Below are 21,815 nucleotides of genomic sequence, written 5' to 3'. Positions count from 1 at the left end.
TGAACCTGTACGGGAACGGACACCCTCATGAAGAGCCGGCTGCAGAAGTCCTGCGCCAGCCAGCCGGCTCTTCATGAGGGTGTCCGTTCCCGTACAGGTTCATTCGCTGGGAGGTATATTTCCCGGCATTTTGCAATATAGTATACTAATTTTATTTTTTCGAGGCCGCCATGCAGACAGTTTCTCAAAAAGTTCTGGAAAATACAATGTTCTACCGTGATATTGCCGTATTTATCTATAAGATCCGCTATCCCTGTTTCACAACCACATGCAGCGCTGCTGCCGTCAGGAAGATTAATCAGTACTATGCCTGTACTTCCCGGGCAACAGAACATTACTGCAAAACAGTTCTTTATCCCCAGGCCGTTGAAAGCGCCCGGTATATCCAGAATAACCAGCAGATCCCTTTTAATTCCTATGAAATGGATATCCAGTTTACAGTCTCACTGAATCATGATTCCATTTCCAGTCTTTATCATGACCAGTATACCTATATGGGCGGCGCCCACGGCATGACCCTACGGGAATCCGATACCTGGGACTTTTTTACCGGCTTCCGTATCTGGCTCCAGACTTTCTATTCCGGAGACTCTTCTTATCCGGAAAGCATATTTAAGGAGATTGAAAGACAGATTGCCGAGCGCCTGAAGATCTCCCCCTCTTCCTATTTTGATGATTATCCAACTCTCATACGGGAGCATTTCAATCCGAAAAGTTATTATCTGGAGCCGCGCAATATCGTCATATATTATCAGCAATATGACATTGCCCCCTATGCCACGGGGATCCCGGAATTCCGGCTTCCTTACCCGGAAAATATTACCTCTTGAATACAGAACGTATGTTCTGTTACAATCGTTTTAAAGGAGGTAGGCTCCATGCAGTCTGTAATTTACCACATTGATGTAAACAGTGCGTTTCTCTCCTGGGAAGCCGCATACCGTCTTCATCATCTGGGCGGCACCCTGGATCTGCGTACGATTCCTTCCGCGGTTTCCGGGGATATGGCAGCAAGACACGGCATCATCCTGGCCAAAAGCGTTCCGGCAAAACGGTTCGGTATTCATACCGGACAGACAGTTCTGGAAGCCCGCCAGAAGTGTCCCGCCCTCTATATGGTTCCACCCAACTACGGGCTTTACCAGAAATGTTCCGATGCCTTTATAAAGCTCCTGGGGGAATATACCCCCTCGGTAGAACAGTACAGCATTGACGAAGCCTTTATGGATATGAGCAGCACCATGCATCTCTTTGGCAGCCCGGCAGATACCGCCAGGAACATCAGGGACCGTATCCGGGAAGAGCTTGGCTTTACCGTAAATATAGGAATCTCCAGCAACAAGCTGCTGGCGAAGATGGCCAGCGGATTTCGCAAGCCTGATCGGGTTCACACCCTTTTTCCGGAAGAAATCCAGGAGAAAATGTGGCCGCTCCCTGTCTCGGATTTATTTTTTGTAGGCAGGGCCACGGCCTCCAAACTTCTCAAGCTTGGCATCCGCACGATCGGAGAACTGGCGGCAAGTGACCCGGGGCTTCTTTCCTCCCATCTGAAAAAACACGGGGAGGTTGTCTGGGCTTTTGCCAACGGGATTGATTTTTCCTCTGTAGAACCTGATCCGCCTCCGCAGAAGGGATACGGCAATTCTACTACCATCGCCTTTGATGTGACGGATATGGAGACCGCCCATCTGGTGCTCCTGGGGCTTGCCGAGACGGTGGGCTCCAGACTCAGGGAGAATCAGGTACAGGCGGAGCTGATGTCTGTGGGGATCAAAAGCTTTGATCTGAGCTATGCCAGCCACCAGATGATTCTGGACAATCCTACCAATATTACAACGGAGCTGTACCGTTTTGCCTGCCGTCTCTTTGACCATCTATGGGACGGCAGGACAGCAATCCGGCATCTGGGAATCCATACAGGCAGACTGCAGGACGGGATGGCACTACGGCAGATGAGCCTTTTCGATACGGCAGACTATGCCAAGCTGGAGACCTGGGACAGTACGATTGATTCTATCCGGAAAAGATATGGTATGGATGCGGTCCGGCGCGCCGCCTTTCTGGACACGCCTATTGATCACCTGGAAGGCGGTATTTCGCGGGAAAAACGGGATGTAGACTATTCCCGCCTCTGTATCCAATAAATTTTACTCCGGCAGATAATTTTACTTTTTTTAATACAGGGGATCTGTTAAGAGAATGAAAAACAGGTGTGTATCTGTTCCGACACACCAGGAGACAGGAGGTATATAAGTTATGGGTATGGGAATCGGAATTAATGTTCATACACCGGATGCCGGAAAGATACGGGGACGTCAGGAACCAGTGGCCTGCGGTGTCTGGTATACAAGCACCGGGACCGCCATCCCGAAGCTGATCAAGTTCCAGGGGGAGGACGGAGAGATCCGCACTCTGACAAACCTGCATGTACTTTCCTTTGAAAAAAAGAATTACTGCGGCATTCCCACCGTAGAATACGAATGCGACGCAGTGGTGGATGCACGCAGATATCTTTTCCATCTGCTCTATTATGTGGAGCATCAGAAATGGACCGTGCTCTGGAAGTCCTCCCAGAGCCTGTAGCCTGCCGGACATTTTTACTATTTCAGCTCTTCCCCCTGATAAATGCGTGCGAATTCTCTCACATGCCGCTCAAGGACCCGAAGGGCTTCCGCTTCTTTCTCCGGCTCCTGGTCGTATTTATTGAGAAGGAAAAAAATGGGGGAATAAAAGTGAAGCGCCATCACTTCCGGATCTGCTGCTCTGAAAATTTTCCTTCTGCACATTTCTTCAAACAGGGCACTCTGATATGCGATACTGGCCTCCATAAAGATCTGACGGTATACTTTGTATATGCCTTTGTCCCTGTACTGCTCGATTGTCAGCATCCTTCTGAACCTTGCGGCGAATTCGTCCTTCAGATAAAAAAGGAAGATATCTCTGCTAAGTGCCAGCAGTGCCTCAAGCGACAAACCGCCGTACAGTGCGGCAGCCTCTTCCATATCAGCTTCACCCGGAAGACCGTAATCCAGAGACATCCGTTCCATCCTAAAGGACATCTCCTGTACAATCGTATCAAAAATTTCCTGTTTGCTTTTATAATGTTTATACAGAGAACTGTCTTTGATCCCCACAGCGTCCGCAATGTTCTTCACACTGGTACCCTGATATCCTTTTTCCGCAAAGAGGGTCAAAGCTTCCTCTATAATCCGTTCTTTCGTTGTCATATGTGTCTCCTTATAAACTGTCTATTCGCACTGCAGCAGCGCCTGTACTTCCCGCTCCCGCCCGAACAGCACGCACCCGCCGCTGTGCTCCGCATTCAGCAGCCCGCCTGCCTGAAGCCTTGCAAACAGTGGGGAGCGCAGCACTTCCCGAAGGCTTTTCCCGCGGATGTTTGTATCTGAATATGGGGAAAATGGGCACGGTTCTGCCCCTCCGTCTGCGTTGATATGGAAAAATCCCCGGCCCGCCGCAAGACAGCCGCCTGATGATTTCTCGTCTCCAGGGAAGGATATGTATAACATGGAAGTATTCCGGCTTCGAAGTTCTGTGAGCCTTTTCTCCATAAATGACCTGTCTGCATCATCCGGTGCCAGTTCCTGCGTCTGCCCGTCAGCGGGAACATACTCTACATAAATGACGGCTTTGCATCCGGCCTTTTCAAGTTCTTCCGTGAAGTCGCGGGAAGTCACTTCTGCTATATTTTCTTTTGTCACAGTAATGGATGTGCCAAAGAGAATTCCCGCTTTTCTCATCCGTTCCATGGAATCTGACAATATCTTATAAACGCCCTCCCCGCGCCGTTCATCTGTTCTTCCCCGCTCTCCTTCGATGCTGAAAACCGGCACCAGGTTCCTGTGATCGGTAAACAGCTGTTCATAGGATTCATTCAGCATCGTCCCGTTTGTAAATACAGGAAATAAAATCCGCTTATGTACTGCCGCCTCTTCCAGGACATCCCGTCTCAATAAGGGTTCCCCTCCCGCCAGCAGAATAAATCCAATTCCAGTCTCCTCGGCCTGGGAAAAAAGGCTGCCCCACTCTTCCCTGGTCATCTGCCTCTTCGTAATCTCCTCCTCACACAGATGATTCGCCCGTGCATAGCAGCCTTTGCAGTGGAGATTACACAGGCTGGTTATACTTGCAATCAAAAACGGTGGAATATGTTCCCCGCTCTCTTCTGCTCTTTGACGCAGTTTCCGTGCTGCCCTCGAGGCCGCCGCATACTGCACCATAAACGCGCTTTCCTTCGGATTGTCCAGGGAGGCTTTGAGTATCCCTTTTATGATATTTTCTACACCGCCGCTTAAATATTCTTCTAATTGAAATGTCTGCATCCTTTCCCTCTTTTCTTTCTGCAGATATCAGCCTGCTTTGCACGATAAACGGACAGGCTAATGATCACTCGCTTTACATTTTCAGTATAGCTAGTATTCATTAGCCTGTCAAGAGCAGATAAAACTTTTCTTTATTTGTAACTCGTGAATTTAATTTCGCTTCTGTATCATACTTTCAAACTTCTTTTCCGACAGTATTTCGTTTGTTACAAATTTCCCATCATAAAAAAGACTGAAAGAGGTAAACGGCATCGGTGCTCTTTGGGCCTGTACCGCTGTTTCTATTTTTACCGAGCGCCACGGCACCTGATTTCTGAGAGCTGCCGCCTCCAGAATCGGAACATATTTTGCCGTAAACGGACATTGATTTGTATAGTATGCTACGTATCCTTTCTCTTCTATATGAGGCTTTTTCGCATGTTTCAGAAATGCCGGTCTGTCCGCATTTTCATCAAACGGCAGGTACATCAGTTCATAAAAAGGCTCTGCCGTGTCCACGGTCTGAAAGCCCTTATGTTTCAGATATCCGGGATCCATTAGAAATGGCTTTTTCTTTGCGGAAGATAGTATAACAAGCCCTTTCTTTCCCTTTTCACGGCTATCCCGGACGCACGCTTCCAGCAGCTGGCTGGAATACCCCTGTCCCTTAAACTTACCGGATACCCAGAAGCAGTTGATATACATATATCCCGGTGCTTTGACGGGCACCCATGCCGCCTCGGCGGGGATATATTCTATAAAGCATTTGCCCCGCACATCTCCTTTCAAAAATACCAGACCTTCGTCCAGCCTTTCCCTCAGCCATGCCTTCTTGGAGACAACCTGGCAGTCTTTGTTGCCGGAAATTGCACAGCAGATATGTTCCTTCTCCAGATTTTCCTTTGTCAACTTAATCAATTCCATATATGCTTCTCCTCTTTCCTTCGCCGCATAGCCTGTGTAACGGTTATTTTTTTATTCAGCTTAACATATAGAACATGACATCTGTATGTCATATATAAATCCAGCTTTCGTCTGTAATCGTCAGCAAGGATAATCTTATGTCGTTAGAAATTGCTATAATTCATGCTTCATTTTCTTTCTCCACCGCACATCCATATTCCCATATCTCATAAGCGCAATAGGCATGATCAAAATGATACCCCAGTTTTTCTGCCAATGCTGCAGACCCTTTATTCTGGGCATCCCAGCTGGGATACCAGCCCCGTTCCATGCACGCTAAAATCAGCTTTGCGCCGGCCGCATAAGCAAGGCCTTGTCTGCGATGATCTTCCCTTGTATCAATCTCGATTTCGATTCCTCCTATATAGCCTGCATAAGAGGATGCTCCGGACACGATTTCATCTTCTTTCAATATCACCACTCCCAGCCCATGGTCCTGATACTCTGAATAATCATCATATTGAGATACCAGGTCCCTGCTCCACGCCAGATCTTTGCATTGCCTGAAAATGGATTCATCTATCATCTTTATACGATATTCCGCCGCCAGCCCGGCTGCTGCTGCTTCTAATGCTTCTTTGTCGAAAACCTCTTTCTCTTTTTTAAATGCATAGCGCACTACTTTTTTCGCATTTTTCCCGTAATACTTTTCAATTACCCTGCTCCACTGGTCATTTTGCGGAACCATAATTATAAAATCTTGTCTGCAGCAAGCCGGCTTATATACGGCCAGCTCTTCATTAGGTTCCCCTGCCAGGAAACAAAAATCTCCCAGCATAGCCATGGCTGAGTTTGGGTTGTCTGTATCATCTGCATAGATGTCTCCCATCACATTCTGCAGACATGACCAGATGATCGTCTCGTCCCAGCCCGCGAAGATCGGTTCCGCTTTATGGCGCTGCTGTAACTTAAATACCTTATTCTGCGGCTTGACGCAGCCCAGCCCGTGTGGGCATGCATTACGGTGTACCCTTGGGTATGCCTTCATACCGGCATTGCACAAATAATCATCCGCATCTTTCCTCGATTTAAAAATAACTATCTCTTTTTCCTTCTGATATTTATCCAGCAGTTCATATATCCGAGGCAGCTGTTTATCTGGAAAATCAATAATCCATTGTTTAAATTCTTCATCAAATTCCGATTCGATCCATGGCATATCTTCACGTTTTTTTCCTATGCGGGACTCTACTCCTGATAGGCAGGTTTCCAACGGATAATCCATTAGAAAAACGGTGTCGCATGCTTTCAAACGAGCTTCAAGTGTTCTCTGATAATTACCGTCAATAATCCAACTGTCTTTTTTTATAATATCATTCGACAGCGTATCAAATTCTTCTCTGGGAATGTTTGTTTGATCCGGCTTATGCCACAGCATGTCCAGATAGTATAGCGGTAATCCTGTCATATCCCTTAGTTTCCGGGCAAATGTACTTTTCCCTGCACCAGGGCTTCCTATAACAATTGCTTTTAACATAGTTTTGTCCACCTTATAAGTTCCTCATAAGTTTCTATAATATACCCCCCTGGTGATCCCCCTTGCGTAACGCACTTCGACAGAACTGTGCTCATACCGTCTTTAGCTTCTAAAATAACACTGTCTTCCATTTATACTGCGCCTGTACTAAACTCAGTTTACTATATTTAAGCCGAACATTCCATAAAAACACATGACAATTGTCATGAATATATATTATGCCCATATATACCTTGACAGGCGAGGTATACTATGTTTAAATGTAAGTATAAAGAAGGAGGTATGAATATATGTCAATAGCATCCGATTTGATTCGCGGACATACGGACACAATCATCCTGGCCCATTTAACGGAGGAAGACAGTTATGGATATAAGATTAATAAAGACATTCAGGTAAAAACCAATAATCAGTATGAACTCAAAGAAGCGACCCTTTACACAGCATTCCGGCGTCTGGAAAGTGCCGGATATATATGTTCTTACTGGGGCGATGAGAACACAGGCGCCCGGAGACGTTACTATTCCATCACTCCGGAGGGCGATCTGGCTTACCAGCAGATGAAAACAGAGTGGGATGAAGCAAAAGGTTTAATAGATATCTTAATAAAGAGCAGTAAAAAGAGGGAGGATACAAATGGAAGATAAGTTAAGAGCATATATGGATCATCTGTTCCGGGATGTAAAACCAACCAGAAAATCCGTAGAATTAAAGGAAGAGATTCTGCAGAACCTGGTAGATAAGTACCACGACATGATGGCGGAGGGTAAGACTCCCGAGGCCGCGTACAATATTGCGGTTGCAAGCATCGGAGATATGGATGAACTTCTGGCAGGACTTCACGGAACAACATCCGGCGGCGGCCTTTCTATAACCACGGAAGAGCTGGAAAAGGGACGCAGGAAGTCGGCCGTTCTGATTTCTATAGCAGTTATGATGTACATTATGAGTATTCTTCCGCCTATCCTGCTATCCGACACCGTCTTTGAGAACAGACTCGCACCGGCTCTCATGTTTATTATGATTGCAGTCGCAACAGCGCTGATTATATATAACAATATGACAAAACCGCGCTACCACAGAACCGATGACTCTATTGTAGAAGAATTCAAAGAGTGGCAGGAGCAGACAGATTCCAGCCGCAGGGCATTGAGGGCGATCAGCAGTGCTTTGTGGGCCGTTATTGTAGTCATTTATATCATAATCAGTTTCTGGACGATGGCATGGCATATCACATGGGTCATATTCCTGATCGGAGTTGCTGTGGAGGGAATCCTGAAGGCCATATTCGAACTGAAAAAATAGGAGGAAATCATGAATAGAAGACAATCGGCAATTGTCAGGATCGTAGCATGGTCAATCGCTGCTGCTGCCCTGATTGTAATACTTCTTCTGGGTCTGTTCGGAAAAATTAATGTTATTTCCATTGGGATTAACAACGGCTACTACTACGCAGATTCAGGAAAGTACAAAACGGGAAACGCCAAGATCAATGGCGATGACGTAAAAGACCTGGAAATAAACTGGCTTGACGGGCGCGTTAATGTGGAAACATACGACGGAGAAACCGTACAGTTTTATGAAAAGGCCTCACAGGATCTGAGTGAAAAGCAACAGCTGCAGTATTATGTTAAAAACGGCAGGCTGATCATTCAATATCAGAAGGTACAGAAACGCTTCTTCTTTAATACGTCCACTCTCCACAAAGAACTTTTTGTCAAGATTCCGGAAAAGACAGCCGAAAAGATGGGATCATTCTCTCTGGATACGATTTCTTCGGATGCAAAGATAAGCGGAATTACAGCGGATCAGTTCCGCCTGGATTCCACGTCAGGTGATTTTGATCTAACCGGATGCAGAACCTCCAAGCTTTCTATGAACAGTACCAGCGGCCGCCTGACCGGAAGCTCACTGTATGTGGACGGCAAGATGGATACTGATACAACAAGCGGGGATGTGCAGGTAGAAGGAAGCTTCCAGAGTATTGATTCAGATACCGTATCAGGATTAATCTCTGTAAAGTCTGATATCTGTCCGGATAAAATAAGAACAGACAGCGTCAGCGGAAGCGCTTCATTTACCATCCCGGAAAACAACGGATTTACTTATAAATTTGACACCGTAAGCGGTTACTTTAACTGTGATTTCGAAATGTCACAGAAAGAAGGACGCGGAACATATAAAAATGGGGGGAACTCCTTCAGCTTTGAGAGTGTCAGCGGGGGGGCTGAGGTGAAGAGGCTGTAGGTTTTGCCGGCTAGAAGGGACGCTTCCCGTCACCTTGATGTCCGGTTCCTGCGGCTGGGCTCTTTAGGTCGGTAGTACGGACTCTTCAGGAGGAGCAGCCTTGCGGGGGAGGCGGATGGAATTGGCTCTTCAGATTCTTATTATAGATTTGATGGATTTTTTAGTCTGTCAGACTATACTGGGTATTTTTTTCTGCACATTCATAAAATATGGCCGGATTATGATATTGAAAAAACTAATTAGCTATATGTATTATAAGTCTAATATTTCGAATTTTTTTGCGCTGACACGATAAGATATTAGGGTCGTACATATGAATATTAGTAATCCAATGAGAAGAACGGTTACTTGTAATGTGCAGAATTGTCCGCGGATTGAATTTAGGTTTGAGAATCCGGGAAGGTGGTGCAGGGTTTCAAAGATGATGATTGCGGGAAATTCGAGCAGGCTGTAGATGAGGAAGGGTTTGCCCAGGCGGGTTGCTGTTTTGAAGTATTGGGTGAGATACGCGGTATTGAAGATGGAGAAGCAGATGGAGGTGTATCCCAGGTATGCGATGTTGGAGTTCATTAATGGGTTCTCTGCATATAACACGGAGTTTTGTAAGAATATTGCTTTTAAGGTAACTATGAGGGTGAGCAGTATAAGGACTGCCAGCTCGATTAGTACGACAAACAGGAATTTCGCTTTTACTATATCACGCTTTTTGACGGGAAGGATGATGGAATACTGGATATCCTGGGTTTCTCTGGCTGTCTGGAATGATACGGAGAAACCAATGCTCAGGATAAATGTTACTACTAAAATGGGGTAATTTGGTATCATGGACATACCGGCTGCTGCTATAAATATATAGGTTATAGGTGAACCGGTCAGGCCAAATTCTTTCTTTAATAAATTTAACATATCATATCCCCTCTTTCCATGTGCACCATTATAGTTTCCAGATCCGGAACCAGAATCTTGTGATCGCGGAACAGTTTTTCATCTTCTGTGTTTATCAGACCTGTGTCGCAGTTTTTTTGGTGATCAATTCCAATAAACTTTGATGCATCCATATCTGTTTTTTGAGGCAGAACTACCAGACGGAACCGGTCGATATAGTGCTCCATTGACTCGGATGCAATGATTTTTCCTTTTTTGATGTAAGTGATATCTTCTGCACATTTATCCAGATCGGAAGTGATATGGGTGGAAAACAGCACTGAGATGCCTTTCTCTTTCAAGTGCAGAAATATGTTAAGCAATTCATCCCGGGACACCGGGTCCAGGCCGCTGGTGGGCTCATCCAGTATCAGTAATCTGGCATGGTGTGACAAGGCCAGTACCAGGCTGAATTTTACTCGCATGCCGCAGGATAATTCACATAACTTTTTCTGGTCATCCAGTTCAAATAACTGCATATAATTCCGGTAAGCACTCTCATCCCAACGTTCAAACAGAGGCTTTGTATAATGTACGATGGTTTCTAATTTCTTTTTGGGATAATAATTGCATTCCCCCGCCGCGTAACCGATCAATTGCTTAATCTCCTGCTCCTGCTTTTTAAAATCCATATCGAAAAATTCAATGGTTCCCTGATCGGGATGCACCAAATTCAGCAATGACTTTAATGTAGTAGTTTTTCCGGCTCCATTTCTTCCGATAAAGCCCATGATGCTCCCCTCTTTCAATGTAAATGAAACATGGTCTAACCGAAATGCTGCATAGCTTTTGCACAGATCTTTGACTGTCAGTACTGCCATATTAAGTTCCTCCTGTCTGCCTACTTTGTGACAATATCCTTGATGATATCCACTTTTACGATAGCGATCCCCTCTTTCTTCTTATCTCCGAGCACCAGCAGACTGTCTCCTGCATGAATATCGAAAACGATTCTGCTCTTTTTAGGAAGAGAGATCTGCCCTCTTTCTCCTACAGATACAATTCCAAAAATGTATTTTCCATCATCCTCAGATTCTTCACTGTTATCTGCAAAACTCCCATTAATAATAGCATCTACGGTAATGCCGTAGAGATTTGCCAGATCACTGCACTTCAATAAATCAGGCAGACTTTCATTATTTTCCCACTTTGCTACGGACTGCCTGGATACCCCGATAACCTTCGCCAGCTCTTCCATCGTATATTTATGTTTCATCCGCAGACATCTCAATGTATTCCCAATCGTTCCTTTTCTGTTTTTCATGTATTTTCATACCTCCTGATTTATTATACTCCTGTAATGCCAGCCTGTTCAACCAACCACAATCACCAATTCATGTTAACTCTGGTTGCGTGAAACACAAAAAAGAGGAGGGCAGAATCCGATGTTTGGCATCGTAATTCTGTCCCCTCTTTCCTGTTCCTTCTATATGTATATATTTCATTTAATCCAACAGGCCTCGAAGCACCTTTTTGAAATCTCTAATCCTTTCATATCTGTGTCCCTTCATATGCTTCAATATCACTTCTGATCCATCCTCCATACGAAGGCGATTTATCTTACGCAGTATTTGAACCAGGAAATTTTTCTGCACCCTGATATTTATGCATGGCCGAACGTATATCATACTTTTGATATGTCACATTTACGTTCGTTAAGAGCCTTACAGATTCTCGTAAGCCCCTCGGAAAGCACGGCCCTTGGGCAGGCCACATTCAGGCGGATGTAAGTATCTGAATTCTGCACAAACATATTACCGCCCTCCAGCAGAACCCCTGCCTTTTCGGCAAAGAACAGCGGCAGATCCATCCCCTCCTCCACATAGGCCTTTATATCCACCCAGCCAAGGTAGGTTGCCTCCGGAATCCTGAATACGGCTTCCGGCAGATGCTCCTTCAGATAGTCACGCACATATTCGAAGTTTGCATCCAGATACTGCCTCAGCTCCATCATCCAGTCGTATCCCCCTTCATAGGCTGCCTGGGCGCCAGCCAGTGAAAGCGGGTTCAGGTCAAAATTATGCCGTGCCAGCCAGAGCTTTCTGACGTCCTCATTTGGAATAATGATATTGGAAAACTGCAGGCCGGCAGTATTAAATGTCTTGCTGGGAGCCATGCAGGTAATGAGCCTATCGCTGTCAGGATACAGCTTCGCAAGGGGCGTATGCGTAAGTCCGCCGCGGATCAGATCACAATGGATCTCATCCGAGATGATCAGCAGGCCGTTATTCAGACAGATATCTGCGAATGTGCGCAGTTCTTCCTCTGTCCAGATGCGCCCGGAAGGATTGTGGGGACTGCAGAATATGCATAATTTTACCGCCGGATCCGCTGCCTTTTTCCTGATATCTTCAAAATCCATTTCATAATAGCCGTCCTGTTTCCGGTTCAGCAGGTCTGCGCAGACATATTCCACATCGTTATACTCTGCTGCATACTTGAAGTACGCGTACGAAGGCGTCAGTATCAGCACCTTGTCTCCCGGTTTGCATATATAGCCGGTCAGTTCATATAATGCAGGAATAACTCCATGGGATATATAGAGGTCTGACTGTGGAAATGTCCAGTTATACAGTTTCTTCGTCCATGCCAGAAATGCCTTGTAATACTCATCCCCGAAAAGCCTCGTGTATCCGAATATCTTCCGGCTGAGCCTTTTTTTGATTCCTTCGGTAATACAATCCGGTGCGGCAAACTCCATGTCTGCAATCCACATTCGGATGAACTCCTCATCCGCATAGGGGAATTTCATATTCTCATCCGCATGGAAAATATACTGCCTGAACCCGTCGGTATTCATACAGCTGGTGTGACGGCGGTCAATGATTTCATCAAAATTGTACTTCATGTGTATTCTCTCCTTACCTGATGCAGTTATCCGGTTTCGGGACATCCCGTGAACCGAAATGTTATTCAATATAGGCGATCGCCTCAATCTCCACCAGTGCATCCTTGGGCAGCCTTGCCACCTCTACCGCACTGCGTGAAGGATATGCGCCAGATGTGAAGAATTTCTCATATACAGTGTTCATGGAAGCAAAATGATTCATGTCGCTAAGGAATACTGTAGTCTTTACAACGTGATCCATCGTCCCTCCTTTTGCCTCAAGAATAGAACGGATATTGGCCAATGACTTCTCCGTCTGTTCTTCCACGCTTTCCGGAAAACTACCGGTCTCCATATCGACCGGCAGCTGCCCTGACAGAAAGAGCAGGTTTCCTATCTGATTTCCCTGTGAATACGGTCCAATAGCCGCTGGAGCCGATGAAGTTGATATTATTTCTCGCATAAACTCTCTCCTTAAATTTTTTCATCTTTCCTGAGTTCCATCACCTTCCTGTACAAACGGATAAAGTCATCTTTTGTCGTCATCCTTGCATTGTTAGGACGATCGCCCCCCTGCATTGCATCGTCGGCCAGACGGTCCAGGCTTTCTTCTGTTACTCCATAGGACGCAAGCGGCGGGATCGGCATATCCTCTAAAAGTTCATAGACACACGCAACCCCTTTCTTCGCGGCTTCTCTCACGGACAGCCCAGCTGTTTTAACTCCGAAGAACCCGGCGATGTCTGCATAGCGTTCCGGCCAGGCCCCCATGTTGAATTCCATAACAACCGGAAGACACAGGGCATTGGCAACGCCATGTGGAACATGGTACTGCGCCCCCAGGGGATGTGCCATGCAGTGGGATATTCCAAGACTTGCCGTAGTAAATGCATAGCCTGCCAGCATCGCGCCCATCATCATATCGTAGCGGGCGTCCTTATCGCTGTCACCACGGTAGACTGCCGGACGCAGGGCATGTGCGATCAGTTTTATCGCCTGGCATGCCAGTGCATCGGAAATCGGCTCCGTACAGCGTGAAGTGTACGCCTCAATCGCATGGGTCAGCGCGTCCATGCCCGTTGCCGCAGTAATCCCCGCCGGAAGCGAATAGGTCAGCTCCGGATCACAGATTGCCAGCGCCGGCATGATCCCGGTGCCCCCGATGGGCATCTTCCACTCTCTCTGCCGGTCTGCAATGACGGCAAACGGTGTGCACTCACTTCCGGTTCCCGCCGCGGTAGGAATAGCTACCACAGGCAGAGGGGCGGTCTTAAATTTGTCACACCCCTGATAATCTCTGATACTGCCTCCGTTGGTAACAACGATTGCAGCTGCCTTGGCGGGGTCCATAGAACTCCCGCCGCCAAGGCCAATTATGACATCTGCATCTTTGCTTAAACTTACAATCTTCTCCACCGTTTCTACCGAAGAATCCGGTTCACACTGGTCGTATACGTTCAGCTCAATGCCCGCACTTTTTACAGACTCCATGACCTTAGCCGCAATTCCGAACTTTACAAGCCCCTGGTCTGTGACGAGCACCGCTCTATTGACACCCAGTTTTTTCAATTCCTCCCCGGTCTTTGCTGCTGCACCGTTTCCAAAAAGAATTGCTCCGGATGGTGCCCAGGAAAATATGGACTTTTTATCTTTAAATACGCTGTAATCCAAAGGCAGCTGTGCAACTGGTCTAAACATGTTAAAACCTCCTAGCCTTATAATTTTTATACATTCCATCGCAGTGCAGGATGGATTAAGCCTTGATTCCCTCTTTTTGGTCTTTAGATCTTACCATAAAGTACCGGATCACAATAACAAAAAATACAATAAATCCGGTGTAACCACAGTAGGTCATAATAACTCCAAGCAGCTGCTGATATGGTACGAAGAGGCACAGTACATAAGTAAGTACGCCAAATCCTACAACCGCAAGCTTATACTTCGGACTTTTATCATCTTTGATGAAAAAGTTAATCGTATTCCACAGAGATGGACAGATCGTGGAGTATATGGCCAGTATGATAATAACAGCAAACAGAGTGCCGACAGACCCCATAATATGGGAAGCCAGTGCCAGGTTAGGAATTGCAACTGTTGAAGCCTCCTCAATGTTGCCCAGATGGTTCAGCCCCATCAGGACGGAAACGGTGGAAATGAAGAATGCACCTGTAAAAAGAATCATTTTGAAACGGCCGAACTTATATTCCCGCTGGTCATATGCCAGTGTTGAAACGAAGTTGGAAACCAGAAGAAGGGAGCAGCCTCCAAACGAGAATCCGGCTGTAAGCCAATGATTCGTTCCCCGGGTAATAGTAACAGCCCCGCTGTCAAGAAGAGCAATCCCTTCCGAAATACGCGGGAAGAATGTGAAAGCTGAAATCAGGCCGACAATCAATGTAAAGCAGACAATTACAGGTCCAAGCCATCCGATTACATCGACAGTACGCTTCAGTCCAAAGATTGCTGTAGCCACAGCAGCTATAACCATAATAGCCGTAGCAATAGGCATCGGTACGCCCCACTGCTGGTTAAATGTGGATGCACCGCCTGAACACATGAAGATAAAACAGCAGGCTACAAACAACCACGCGAAGATTTCAAATAATTTGCCTGCATATTTACCCGCATAAAATGTTGCAACTTCATTCAGGTTGGCCAGGCCGCGGGTCCTGCCCGCATATGCATATGCTACATAAGTCAGATACATCATTAAGAAATTAATAATACCTACAGCAACGGCCATATACCCATAGCCCGAAAAGTACTGGATGGTCTCCTGCCCGGATGCAAAACCGGAACCAATCAGGAATGCAAGCAGTGCACCTGCTAATTTAAAAAATGTGAACCAGCTCATATTTTTCTTATCCATATATTTGTATCCCTCTCTCTCTTGTTTTTTACTCTCTTATCCCTTTTGCATGTGGATCAGCAGCAGTTTGTATGTTCGGTACGCCCAATGATATTTTCCTGTACACGCGGGTCAAGCTCTACGAAAAATGCGGAGTAACCTGCCACACGTACCATCAGGTTCTTATAGTTCTCCGGATGAGCCTGCGCATCACGCAGCGTCTCTGTATCTACTACATTGATCTGAACATGCTGTCCGCCTGCTTCACAATATCCTTTTACAAATGACTCGAGCATCTCCAGCCCCTTCTCGCCCTTTGCAACGGCAGGATCAAATTTATGGTTTACCAGAACCCCCTTCGGAACCATAATCGTATCCATCTTTCCGATGGAGTTGCCTACTGCAGTCGGGCCGTTGCGGTCCATGCCGTTAGACGGTGACGCATTGTTCGCCAACGGTTCCCCGTCCATACGTCCGTCAGGCGTAGCCCCTACGACACGTCCCTGCCAGATATTATAGGTCTGGTTCAAAAGTATCAGTTCATACTGGCCGAAACGCGAATCCTGATGCGCACGGTTTTCTTCTGCGCAGTAGGTTACAACCTGACGGCAGTAATCGTCTACCAGATCTTCATCATTGCCGAAATGTACATACTTATTCAGGAGCATCTGATGCCACTCCTCGTGTCCCTCATAATTATTTGCAAGAATCTCAAGCAGTTCCGGCATTGTCAGCAGCTTCTGGCGGAACACAACCTGGTCGATCGCAGCCAGTGAATCGGCAGCATTTGCCACCCCGCTGATGAAGGTACCTGTACTGCTGTATTTTGCACCGTCCTTCTGCAGGATACGGCCTTTTTCAATACAGCCGTCTACCAAAGTAGAGGCAAATACCGTCGGGCAGATCTGTGAATGAAGTGCAGAACAGATTCCGTATGCTTTCAGATGGTAATCAATGATATAAGACAGCTGTGCTTTATAGGCATCCATGAATTTCTCCATGGTATCCATCTCTTCCATTGTGCCCGTCTTCGGCCCGAACTGGCGTCCCGTCTTTGGATCCACGCCGTTGTACATGGTCAGTTCCAGTACTTTCAGGATGTTGATAAATCCGGCTACCGGGCGGAAATCCGTCTTGCCCGGAACCTGTGCCTCCACGCAGCCTTCAATCGCATAGTCGCGGGCCTCCCGGATATCATTGCATCCATTGGCCAGCACACGCGGAATATTGATATCATCATTGAAGAAAGCAGGCTGCCCAAGTCCCTTCTGGGTAAGCTGCAGCGCTCTTCTGAAGGTCTCCCTGTCGATCTTCTTGTTATAGCGGAAGGAGATCGCAGGCTGTGTTGTCTGTGCGCCGTCTGCTGCCTCTAAGAACAGATAAGTCAGCCGGTTACATGCATTCTTTCCGTCTGCATCGATACCGCCGATCGTCAGGTTCGTCCACATTGGGAATCCCGCATAGGCCTCTGCCTCAATATGATCACGCAGTTCGAATATCTCGGTCCACTTGATCAGCATACATTCGATCATCTCCACGATATCGTCCTCTGAAGCGATTCCCGCTTCAATGTCGTGCTGGAAATATGGATACATGAACTGGTCAAAACGTCCGACTGAATGGTTGTGTCCTGCATTCTCGATCTGATAGATCAAATGGATGAACCAGAAGAACTGCATCGCCTCATAGAAGGTTTCCGGCGGATATTCCGGAATCCGTTCGCAGGTCACTGCAATGCGCAGAAGCTCCTCTCTGCGATTTTCATCCGCCTCTGTCTGTGCCATCTCACGGGCAAGATCTGCATAGCGGTGTGCAAACATAATCGCCGCATTTAAAGTGACAAGCATACCTTCCCAGGTATCTTTCTGCTCCTGCGTGACAAAATCATAATGTTCGATGCCATCCAGCTTCTCCTGAATCTCTTCGATCAGCTTGCGGAACCCCTTCTGGAAAACAACATCATACTGCGGCATATGGCTTGCCGTTGAAACGATACGGGAGCCGATTGTAATCAGACCGTCCAGGGAAGCCTGCTTCATATCATTCGGAATCCTGCTGTCTACAATCTCCCGGAAGCCATGGCCTTTCCACTCTGTACAGATGCGGATCAGTTCTTCCTTGTCACCCGGGTTCACCCATTCCATATTGTCGGTAGAACGGGTGTCAAATGTGTCAATATCTTCCAGTATCCAGTTAGAACCCCATTCCGGATATGCGGGAACAGATCTGTATCTCTCGCCGTGGTCTCCTACAAAAATGGACTGTGGATTGATGAAGATTTTCATGTTCTTCAGCAGATATTCCAGCAAATGTGCTTTTCTGGAAATCGGAGATTCTACGGAAGGGGTCCGGTAGAACTCGGTTACCAGTCTTGCTCTGTCCAGGGAAATAGACGGGTGGGTGTCGCGCAGCCGCGACTTCAGGAATTCAACTTTGTTACTGCTCATTGTGTTTCCTCCTTCATGAAAATTGGTTTTCTTGTTTATTGAACTTTGTACCGCACTGCCATGCTTCCAAAGTTAACAATCACATTTACACCGTTTTATACTGCCGGCCGGGATCTGTCTAGCTCTGCAGACGGCCAGGGTACAGACAGCAGTCCTTTTACTCATCAGCGCTGTTGTCAATATTATAAAAACATTTTTTTCCTGCAGGTATCAGTATCTCATTTGCCGTTTCCACCAGATGGAGCATATGGTCAGTACCCGGCTCCTCAACATCCGGCAGCGGATATTCTTTCCCCAGGATCTTATACTTGTTGATGCCAAGCTTATGATAAGCAAGAAGTTCATACCGCCGTACAGAAGGCAGTGTGCTTATAAACTGCGCCGTATCCCTGATATTTTCTTTTGAGTCATTCCAACCTGGAACAACCGGAGTACGTACACAGATTTCATTGCCATGGGCGCTGATTCTTTTCAAGTTCTCAAGAATGGCTGCATTTGGCTGGCCCGTGATTTCTTCATGCATGCCGTTGTCCATATGTTTTATATCAAAGTAGATAAAGTCTATGTAGTCCAGACATGGAGCGAAGGAATCATAATCCCCGCACCCGCATGTCTCTATTGCAACATTGATGTGATATTCCCTGCATTTCTTTGCGATTGCATGCAGGAATCGGGGCTGCATCAGTGTCTCCCCTCCGGAAAAAGTAACTCCGCCTCCGGAATGTTCAAAATAAAAGCGGTCCTGATAAATGCGCCTGAACAATTCATCTACCGTATAGTCCTGACCGAACTGCTTTCTGGCCTCCGTGGGACACAGTTGCGCGCAAAGTCCGCATGCTGTACACTTTGCCCTGTTATACTGCATGACACCCTCTTCATCTAAACAGACCGCTTTATTCGGACATTTCTTCAGACAGAATCCGCATCCCATACAATTTGCCGGATTCAGCGCAATCTCCGGTTTAAAAGAGATTCCCTCCGGATTTGCGCACCAGAGACAATGAAGCCCGCATCCCTTAAAAAACACTGTGGTCCTCATCCCGCGTCCGTCTCTGTTACAGCATTTCTGAATGTTAAAGAGTCTTCCTGTTAAATCTCCCATGTTCTTTTCTCCCTCATACTTTTTAATAATTAATTATCACCTTGTTTATCCTCATAATTATTCAATCAAAATCTCAGCTTTTAAAAAAGTAGTTGTAATTTCAAAACTTTTGTTTTATAATTACTCAATAATTCAACTCTTTCATTTACTTTTATTTGATTTCTCTTAAATCATCAATCAATTTTTATATAATTATGGTACCAATAAATTCGTTAAAAATCCAACAAGTAATTTTCATTTTACCGTTCATTTTTTTCATAGGGCATATTTTAATAAAAAAATATCATCATTTTGTTCATAGTGCACGAAACAAACGATCACCTTCCGCGGGGTTATCAGAGATGTAATCGCATACATGTTCATATACATATTGTTCGTAAACTATTTTAATTTTTTATATATTTGTAAATAGTTGCCAAAAGTCCCGTCATAATACACAACATAGGAGGTATTTATGGATACTGTAAAATACGAAATCTTTCTCAAGGTCCTGGAGCACCGTAGTTTTTCGAAGGCTGCCAATGAACTTGGCTACACGCAGTCCGCTGTCAGCCATTCTATCTCTACCCTTGAAAAATCCTTTGGATTTAAACTACTGAACCGTGAAAACAATGACATCAGCCTCACCCGGGCAGGGATTGATGTGCTCCCACATATCCGCAATATAGTGGATGCACAGAATACACTGGACTTTACGCTTACCTCTTACAATGAATATGAATCCGGCACACTCTGCATTGCCACGATTCCAAGCCTGGCAATCCAATGCTTCCCCGACCTCCTGCGCCAGTTCAACCTGCAGTATCCGAAGATTCACATTGTCGTTATCGACGGTAATTACGAGGAAGTTGAGGAAATGCTTGCCGGCGGCAGGGTAGACTTTGGATTTTCATCCGTCTCCGCCGAACTTCCTTTTAAGACAATCCCCCTGTTTCGTGAGAGTCTGCAGGCAATCCTGCCCTGCAGCCATCCCCTCGCCGAAAAAGAAGCCATTTCCCTGCACGACCTGGAACCAGAGGTATTCATCATGCCGGGTGAAGGGCCCAACCATCAGGTAGGGCAGCTCATCCGCAAATATCATTTAAAACTGAATATTGTCTACTCCGTGTCCGATGACAACCTGACAGTCTCCATGATCGCCCAGAACCTGGGCGTAAGCATCCTCCCGGAGATGTCCTTTAAAAAATACCTGAACCTCCCCTTTATAGCGAAACCACTGATCGAAGAGCCATTCAGGGAAATTATGATTATGTACAATGATCTCAATTCCATCTCCCCGATCAGCCGGGCATTTATTACATTTGCTCAGAACTACTTCCGCCAGTTTCCGGATACAAAACCGGTATAACTTAGAGCACAGCAATTCGGCCCCGCTGCATTTTCCATGGTTTAAGAGGCAGTATCCGGCTGCATTTTAGCATCTTTTGATTATGAGTAACCTTGACCATGCAGCAATTTCATGATAGGCTGAAATTACCATATATTGGTATTAAAATTATTCATACCAACTATATATTGTTTTTCAGAAAGACAGCCGTCAGGCAATAAAAATTAATTTAGGTGATGCATATGGAAGATCTGATGAATTATTACATAAGACTTGTTCCCTTTCTGGGGGAAGCTCTTGGAAAAAGCTTTGAGGTAGCAGTGCTGGACTGCAGGACAGAAAGTATTGTTGCCATTACCAATAATCATATCAGCGGACGCAGCGTGGGTGCCCCGATGACAGATTTCGCAAAGAAAATGGTCAGCAGCGGAGAATGGAGGAACCGGGATTACATAGCAAGCTATTCCGGACATACAGGAAATAACAAGCTCCTGCGCTCGTCCACATATTTTATCAAATCCGGGGATACCCTTCTTGGAATGCTTTGCATCAACATGGACACAACAGATTACCAGCTGATCAGCAATCTGGCGCATATGCTGGGTGGACTGGAGACAGGCAAAGCCAAGGTTGCCAACAGTGATAATTCAGACAGCGAAACCTTTCAGGACAGTGTCTCTAACACAATCGCCGAGACGCTTCACGGCCTGTATGAGGAAGAAATCCCCAAAGAGTTTTCAAGAAACGACCGGATTACTATTCTTTCTAGACTGCAGGAAAAAAAGGTGTTCCTAGTCAAAGGATCCGTGCCGCGGATTGCACGCATTCTTGGATGCAGCATACCTACGGTGTACAGGGAACTCTCACATCTGAAGAATCAGCCGGAAGACTCAGAGACCAGTTAATAAAGGGTTTTATTGGGAGGCTGCCATGATAGGAGAGAAAAAAGATAACTAACGACTACGTATTTTCATAAAGTTGAGATAACAAATAGTCAATATCTGTAGAATAATTTGGACGTCTGCCTCTGACATACTCATCAAGGTGACAGGGATGCCGGGGAGGTACTGGGGATATAAACGTTACGCCAATTCTATACCATCCACTGTCCCGGTCTGGGATCCAACCGGGGAAGGAGTTCTTTCCTATCGGCGGATGAACCTAGCTTACCGTGAGCCGGGACGGACTGTGAAAAGCACCTGTCCTGTTGGAAATACTTTTAGCGAGCATAGCGGCAGTTAGAGGAAATCCGCGAAATCAGTCAGAAAAAATCTGCTTCCGAAGCAGATTTTTAGAACGCCTGAGGCGTTTAATCATCAGATTAAACGGTGAAT

The 21,815-nt window shown here is 46.1% G+C and carries 21 protein-coding genes; 8 read left to right on the top strand and 13 right to left on the bottom strand.

What is annotated here, in order from left to right; translation table 11 throughout:
- The first annotated feature begins 170 nt into the window (after positions 1–170).
- The 3 genes from HMPREF0240_RS07005 to HMPREF0240_RS06995 all read left to right on the top strand — a co-directional run bounded on the left by HMPREF0240_RS07005 (position 171) and on the right by HMPREF0240_RS06995 (position 2,583).
- On the top strand, positions 171–830 hold the full coding sequence (locus HMPREF0240_RS07005; protein ID WP_009002748.1) for a DUF3298 and DUF4163 domain-containing protein: 660 nt from the start codon (positions 171–173) through the stop codon (positions 828–830).
- Between the two features lie 48 nt (positions 831–878).
- A complete protein-coding gene (locus HMPREF0240_RS07000; RefSeq protein WP_009002747.1) occupies positions 879–2,144 on the top strand; it encodes a DNA polymerase IV in 1,266 nt (421 codons plus the stop codon).
- Positions 2,145–2,256: 112 nt separating this feature from the next.
- The gene (locus HMPREF0240_RS06995; RefSeq protein ID WP_009002746.1) at positions 2,257–2,583 is read left to right on the top strand and encodes a hypothetical protein; all 327 of its coding nucleotides are present in this window, start codon (positions 2,257–2,259) and stop codon (positions 2,581–2,583) included.
- Positions 2,584–2,600: 17 nt separating this feature from the next.
- Here the strand turns inward: HMPREF0240_RS06995 and HMPREF0240_RS06990 are convergent, their stop codons facing one another.
- The 4 genes from HMPREF0240_RS06990 to HMPREF0240_RS25290 form a co-directional block, all read right to left on the bottom strand.
- Positions 2,601–3,227: a TetR/AcrR family transcriptional regulator gene (locus HMPREF0240_RS06990; RefSeq protein WP_009002745.1), complete on the bottom strand. Its 627-nt coding sequence runs from the start codon at positions 3,225–3,227 to the stop codon at positions 2,601–2,603.
- Positions 3,228–3,248: 21 nt separating this feature from the next.
- Positions 3,249–4,340, bottom strand: coding sequence for a radical SAM protein (locus HMPREF0240_RS06985; RefSeq protein WP_009002744.1), 1,092 nt, complete (start codon positions 4,338–4,340; stop codon positions 3,249–3,251).
- 150 nt (positions 4,341–4,490) lie between these two features.
- Complete coding sequence (locus HMPREF0240_RS06980) at positions 4,491–5,243, bottom strand: GNAT family N-acetyltransferase (RefSeq protein WP_009002743.1); 753 nt, start codon at positions 5,241–5,243, stop codon at positions 4,491–4,493.
- Positions 5,244–5,403: 160 nt separating this feature from the next.
- On the bottom strand, positions 5,404–6,759 hold the full coding sequence (locus HMPREF0240_RS25290) for a GNAT family N-acetyltransferase (RefSeq protein ID WP_347462569.1): 1,356 nt from the start codon (positions 6,757–6,759) through the stop codon (positions 5,404–5,406).
- A 290-nt stretch (positions 6,760–7,049) separates the two neighbouring features.
- Between HMPREF0240_RS25290 and HMPREF0240_RS06970 the strand changes: the two genes are divergently transcribed.
- Genes HMPREF0240_RS06970 through HMPREF0240_RS06960 form a run of 3 tightly spaced genes read left to right on the top strand, consistent with a single transcriptional unit; the run spans position 7,050 to position 9,006 of the window.
- Positions 7,050–7,406 (top strand): PadR family transcriptional regulator, encoded by a 357-nt coding sequence (locus tag HMPREF0240_RS06970; protein ID WP_009002741.1) that lies wholly within the window; start codon positions 7,050–7,052, stop codon positions 7,404–7,406.
- Positions 7,396–8,064 carry a permease prefix domain 1-containing protein gene (locus HMPREF0240_RS06965; RefSeq protein ID WP_009002740.1) on the top strand — a complete coding sequence of 223 codons (669 nt, stop codon included), beginning with the start codon at positions 7,396–7,398 and terminating at the stop codon, positions 8,062–8,064. Before HMPREF0240_RS06970 ends, HMPREF0240_RS06965 begins: the two co-directional genes overlap by 11 nt.
- Before the next feature lie 9 nt (positions 8,065–8,073).
- Positions 8,074–9,006, top strand: a complete 933-nt coding sequence (locus HMPREF0240_RS06960) for a DUF4097 family beta strand repeat-containing protein (protein WP_009002739.1) — start codon at positions 8,074–8,076, stop codon at positions 9,004–9,006.
- A 252-nt stretch (positions 9,007–9,258) separates the two neighbouring features.
- Here the strand turns inward: HMPREF0240_RS06960 and HMPREF0240_RS06955 are convergent, their stop codons facing one another.
- The 9 genes from HMPREF0240_RS06955 to HMPREF0240_RS06915 all read right to left on the bottom strand — a co-directional run bounded on the left by HMPREF0240_RS06955 (position 9,259) and on the right by HMPREF0240_RS06915 (position 19,154).
- The gene (locus tag HMPREF0240_RS06955) at positions 9,259–9,912 is read right to left on the bottom strand and encodes an ABC-2 transporter permease (protein WP_009002737.1); all 654 of its coding nucleotides are present in this window, start codon (positions 9,910–9,912) and stop codon (positions 9,259–9,261) included.
- Entirely contained in the window at positions 9,906–10,751 is an 846-nt protein-coding gene (locus HMPREF0240_RS06950; protein WP_009002736.1) for an ABC transporter ATP-binding protein, read from the bottom strand. Before HMPREF0240_RS06950 ends, HMPREF0240_RS06955 begins: the two co-directional genes overlap by 7 nt.
- Positions 10,752–10,771: 20 nt before the next feature.
- Positions 10,772–11,194, bottom strand: coding sequence for a helix-turn-helix domain-containing protein (locus HMPREF0240_RS06945; RefSeq protein WP_009002735.1), 423 nt, complete (start codon positions 11,192–11,194; stop codon positions 10,772–10,774).
- 360 nt (positions 11,195–11,554) lie between these two features.
- Entirely contained in the window at positions 11,555–12,778 is a 1,224-nt protein-coding gene (locus HMPREF0240_RS06940; protein WP_009002734.1) for an aminotransferase class I/II-fold pyridoxal phosphate-dependent enzyme, read from the bottom strand.
- A 61-nt stretch (positions 12,779–12,839) separates the two neighbouring features.
- Complete coding sequence (locus tag HMPREF0240_RS06935) at positions 12,840–13,220, bottom strand: RidA family protein (protein WP_009002733.1); 381 nt, start codon at positions 13,218–13,220, stop codon at positions 12,840–12,842.
- Between the two features lie 11 nt (positions 13,221–13,231).
- Entirely contained in the window at positions 13,232–14,455 is a 1,224-nt protein-coding gene (locus HMPREF0240_RS06930) for an iron-containing alcohol dehydrogenase (protein ID WP_009002732.1), read from the bottom strand.
- A gap of 55 nt (positions 14,456–14,510) precedes the next feature.
- The gene (locus HMPREF0240_RS06925; protein ID WP_009002731.1) at positions 14,511–15,626 is read right to left on the bottom strand and encodes a hypothetical protein; all 1,116 of its coding nucleotides are present in this window, start codon (positions 15,624–15,626) and stop codon (positions 14,511–14,513) included.
- 56 nt (positions 15,627–15,682) lie between these two features.
- Positions 15,683–18,052: a formate C-acetyltransferase/glycerol dehydratase family glycyl radical enzyme gene (locus HMPREF0240_RS06920; protein WP_009002730.1), complete on the bottom strand. Its 2,370-nt coding sequence runs from the start codon at positions 18,050–18,052 to the stop codon at positions 15,683–15,685.
- Positions 18,053–18,209: 157 nt separating this feature from the next.
- Positions 18,210–19,154 (bottom strand): glycyl-radical enzyme activating protein, encoded by a 945-nt coding sequence (locus HMPREF0240_RS06915; protein ID WP_009002729.1) that lies wholly within the window; start codon positions 19,152–19,154, stop codon positions 18,210–18,212.
- A gap of 454 nt (positions 19,155–19,608) precedes the next feature.
- Here HMPREF0240_RS06915 and HMPREF0240_RS06910 point away from each other — a divergent pair, with 454 nt between their 5' ends.
- Both HMPREF0240_RS06910 and HMPREF0240_RS06905 read left to right on the top strand, forming a co-directional pair.
- Positions 19,609–20,502 carry a LysR family transcriptional regulator gene (locus HMPREF0240_RS06910; RefSeq protein WP_009002728.1) on the top strand — a complete coding sequence of 298 codons (894 nt, stop codon included), beginning with the start codon at positions 19,609–19,611 and terminating at the stop codon, positions 20,500–20,502.
- 221 nt (positions 20,503–20,723) lie between these two features.
- Entirely contained in the window at positions 20,724–21,386 is a 663-nt protein-coding gene (locus HMPREF0240_RS06905) for a PAS domain-containing protein (protein WP_035312618.1), read from the top strand.
- Positions 21,387–21,815: the final 429 nt, after the last annotated feature.

Origin of the sequence: Clostridium sp. D5, assembly GCF_000190355.1 — a bacterium.
Lineage (GTDB): Bacteria > Bacillota > Clostridia > Lachnospirales > Lachnospiraceae > Faecalicatena > Faecalicatena fissicatena_A.
The sequence above is the reverse complement of the archived record's forward strand: the minus strand, read 5'-3'. Positions and strand labels throughout refer to the sequence as shown.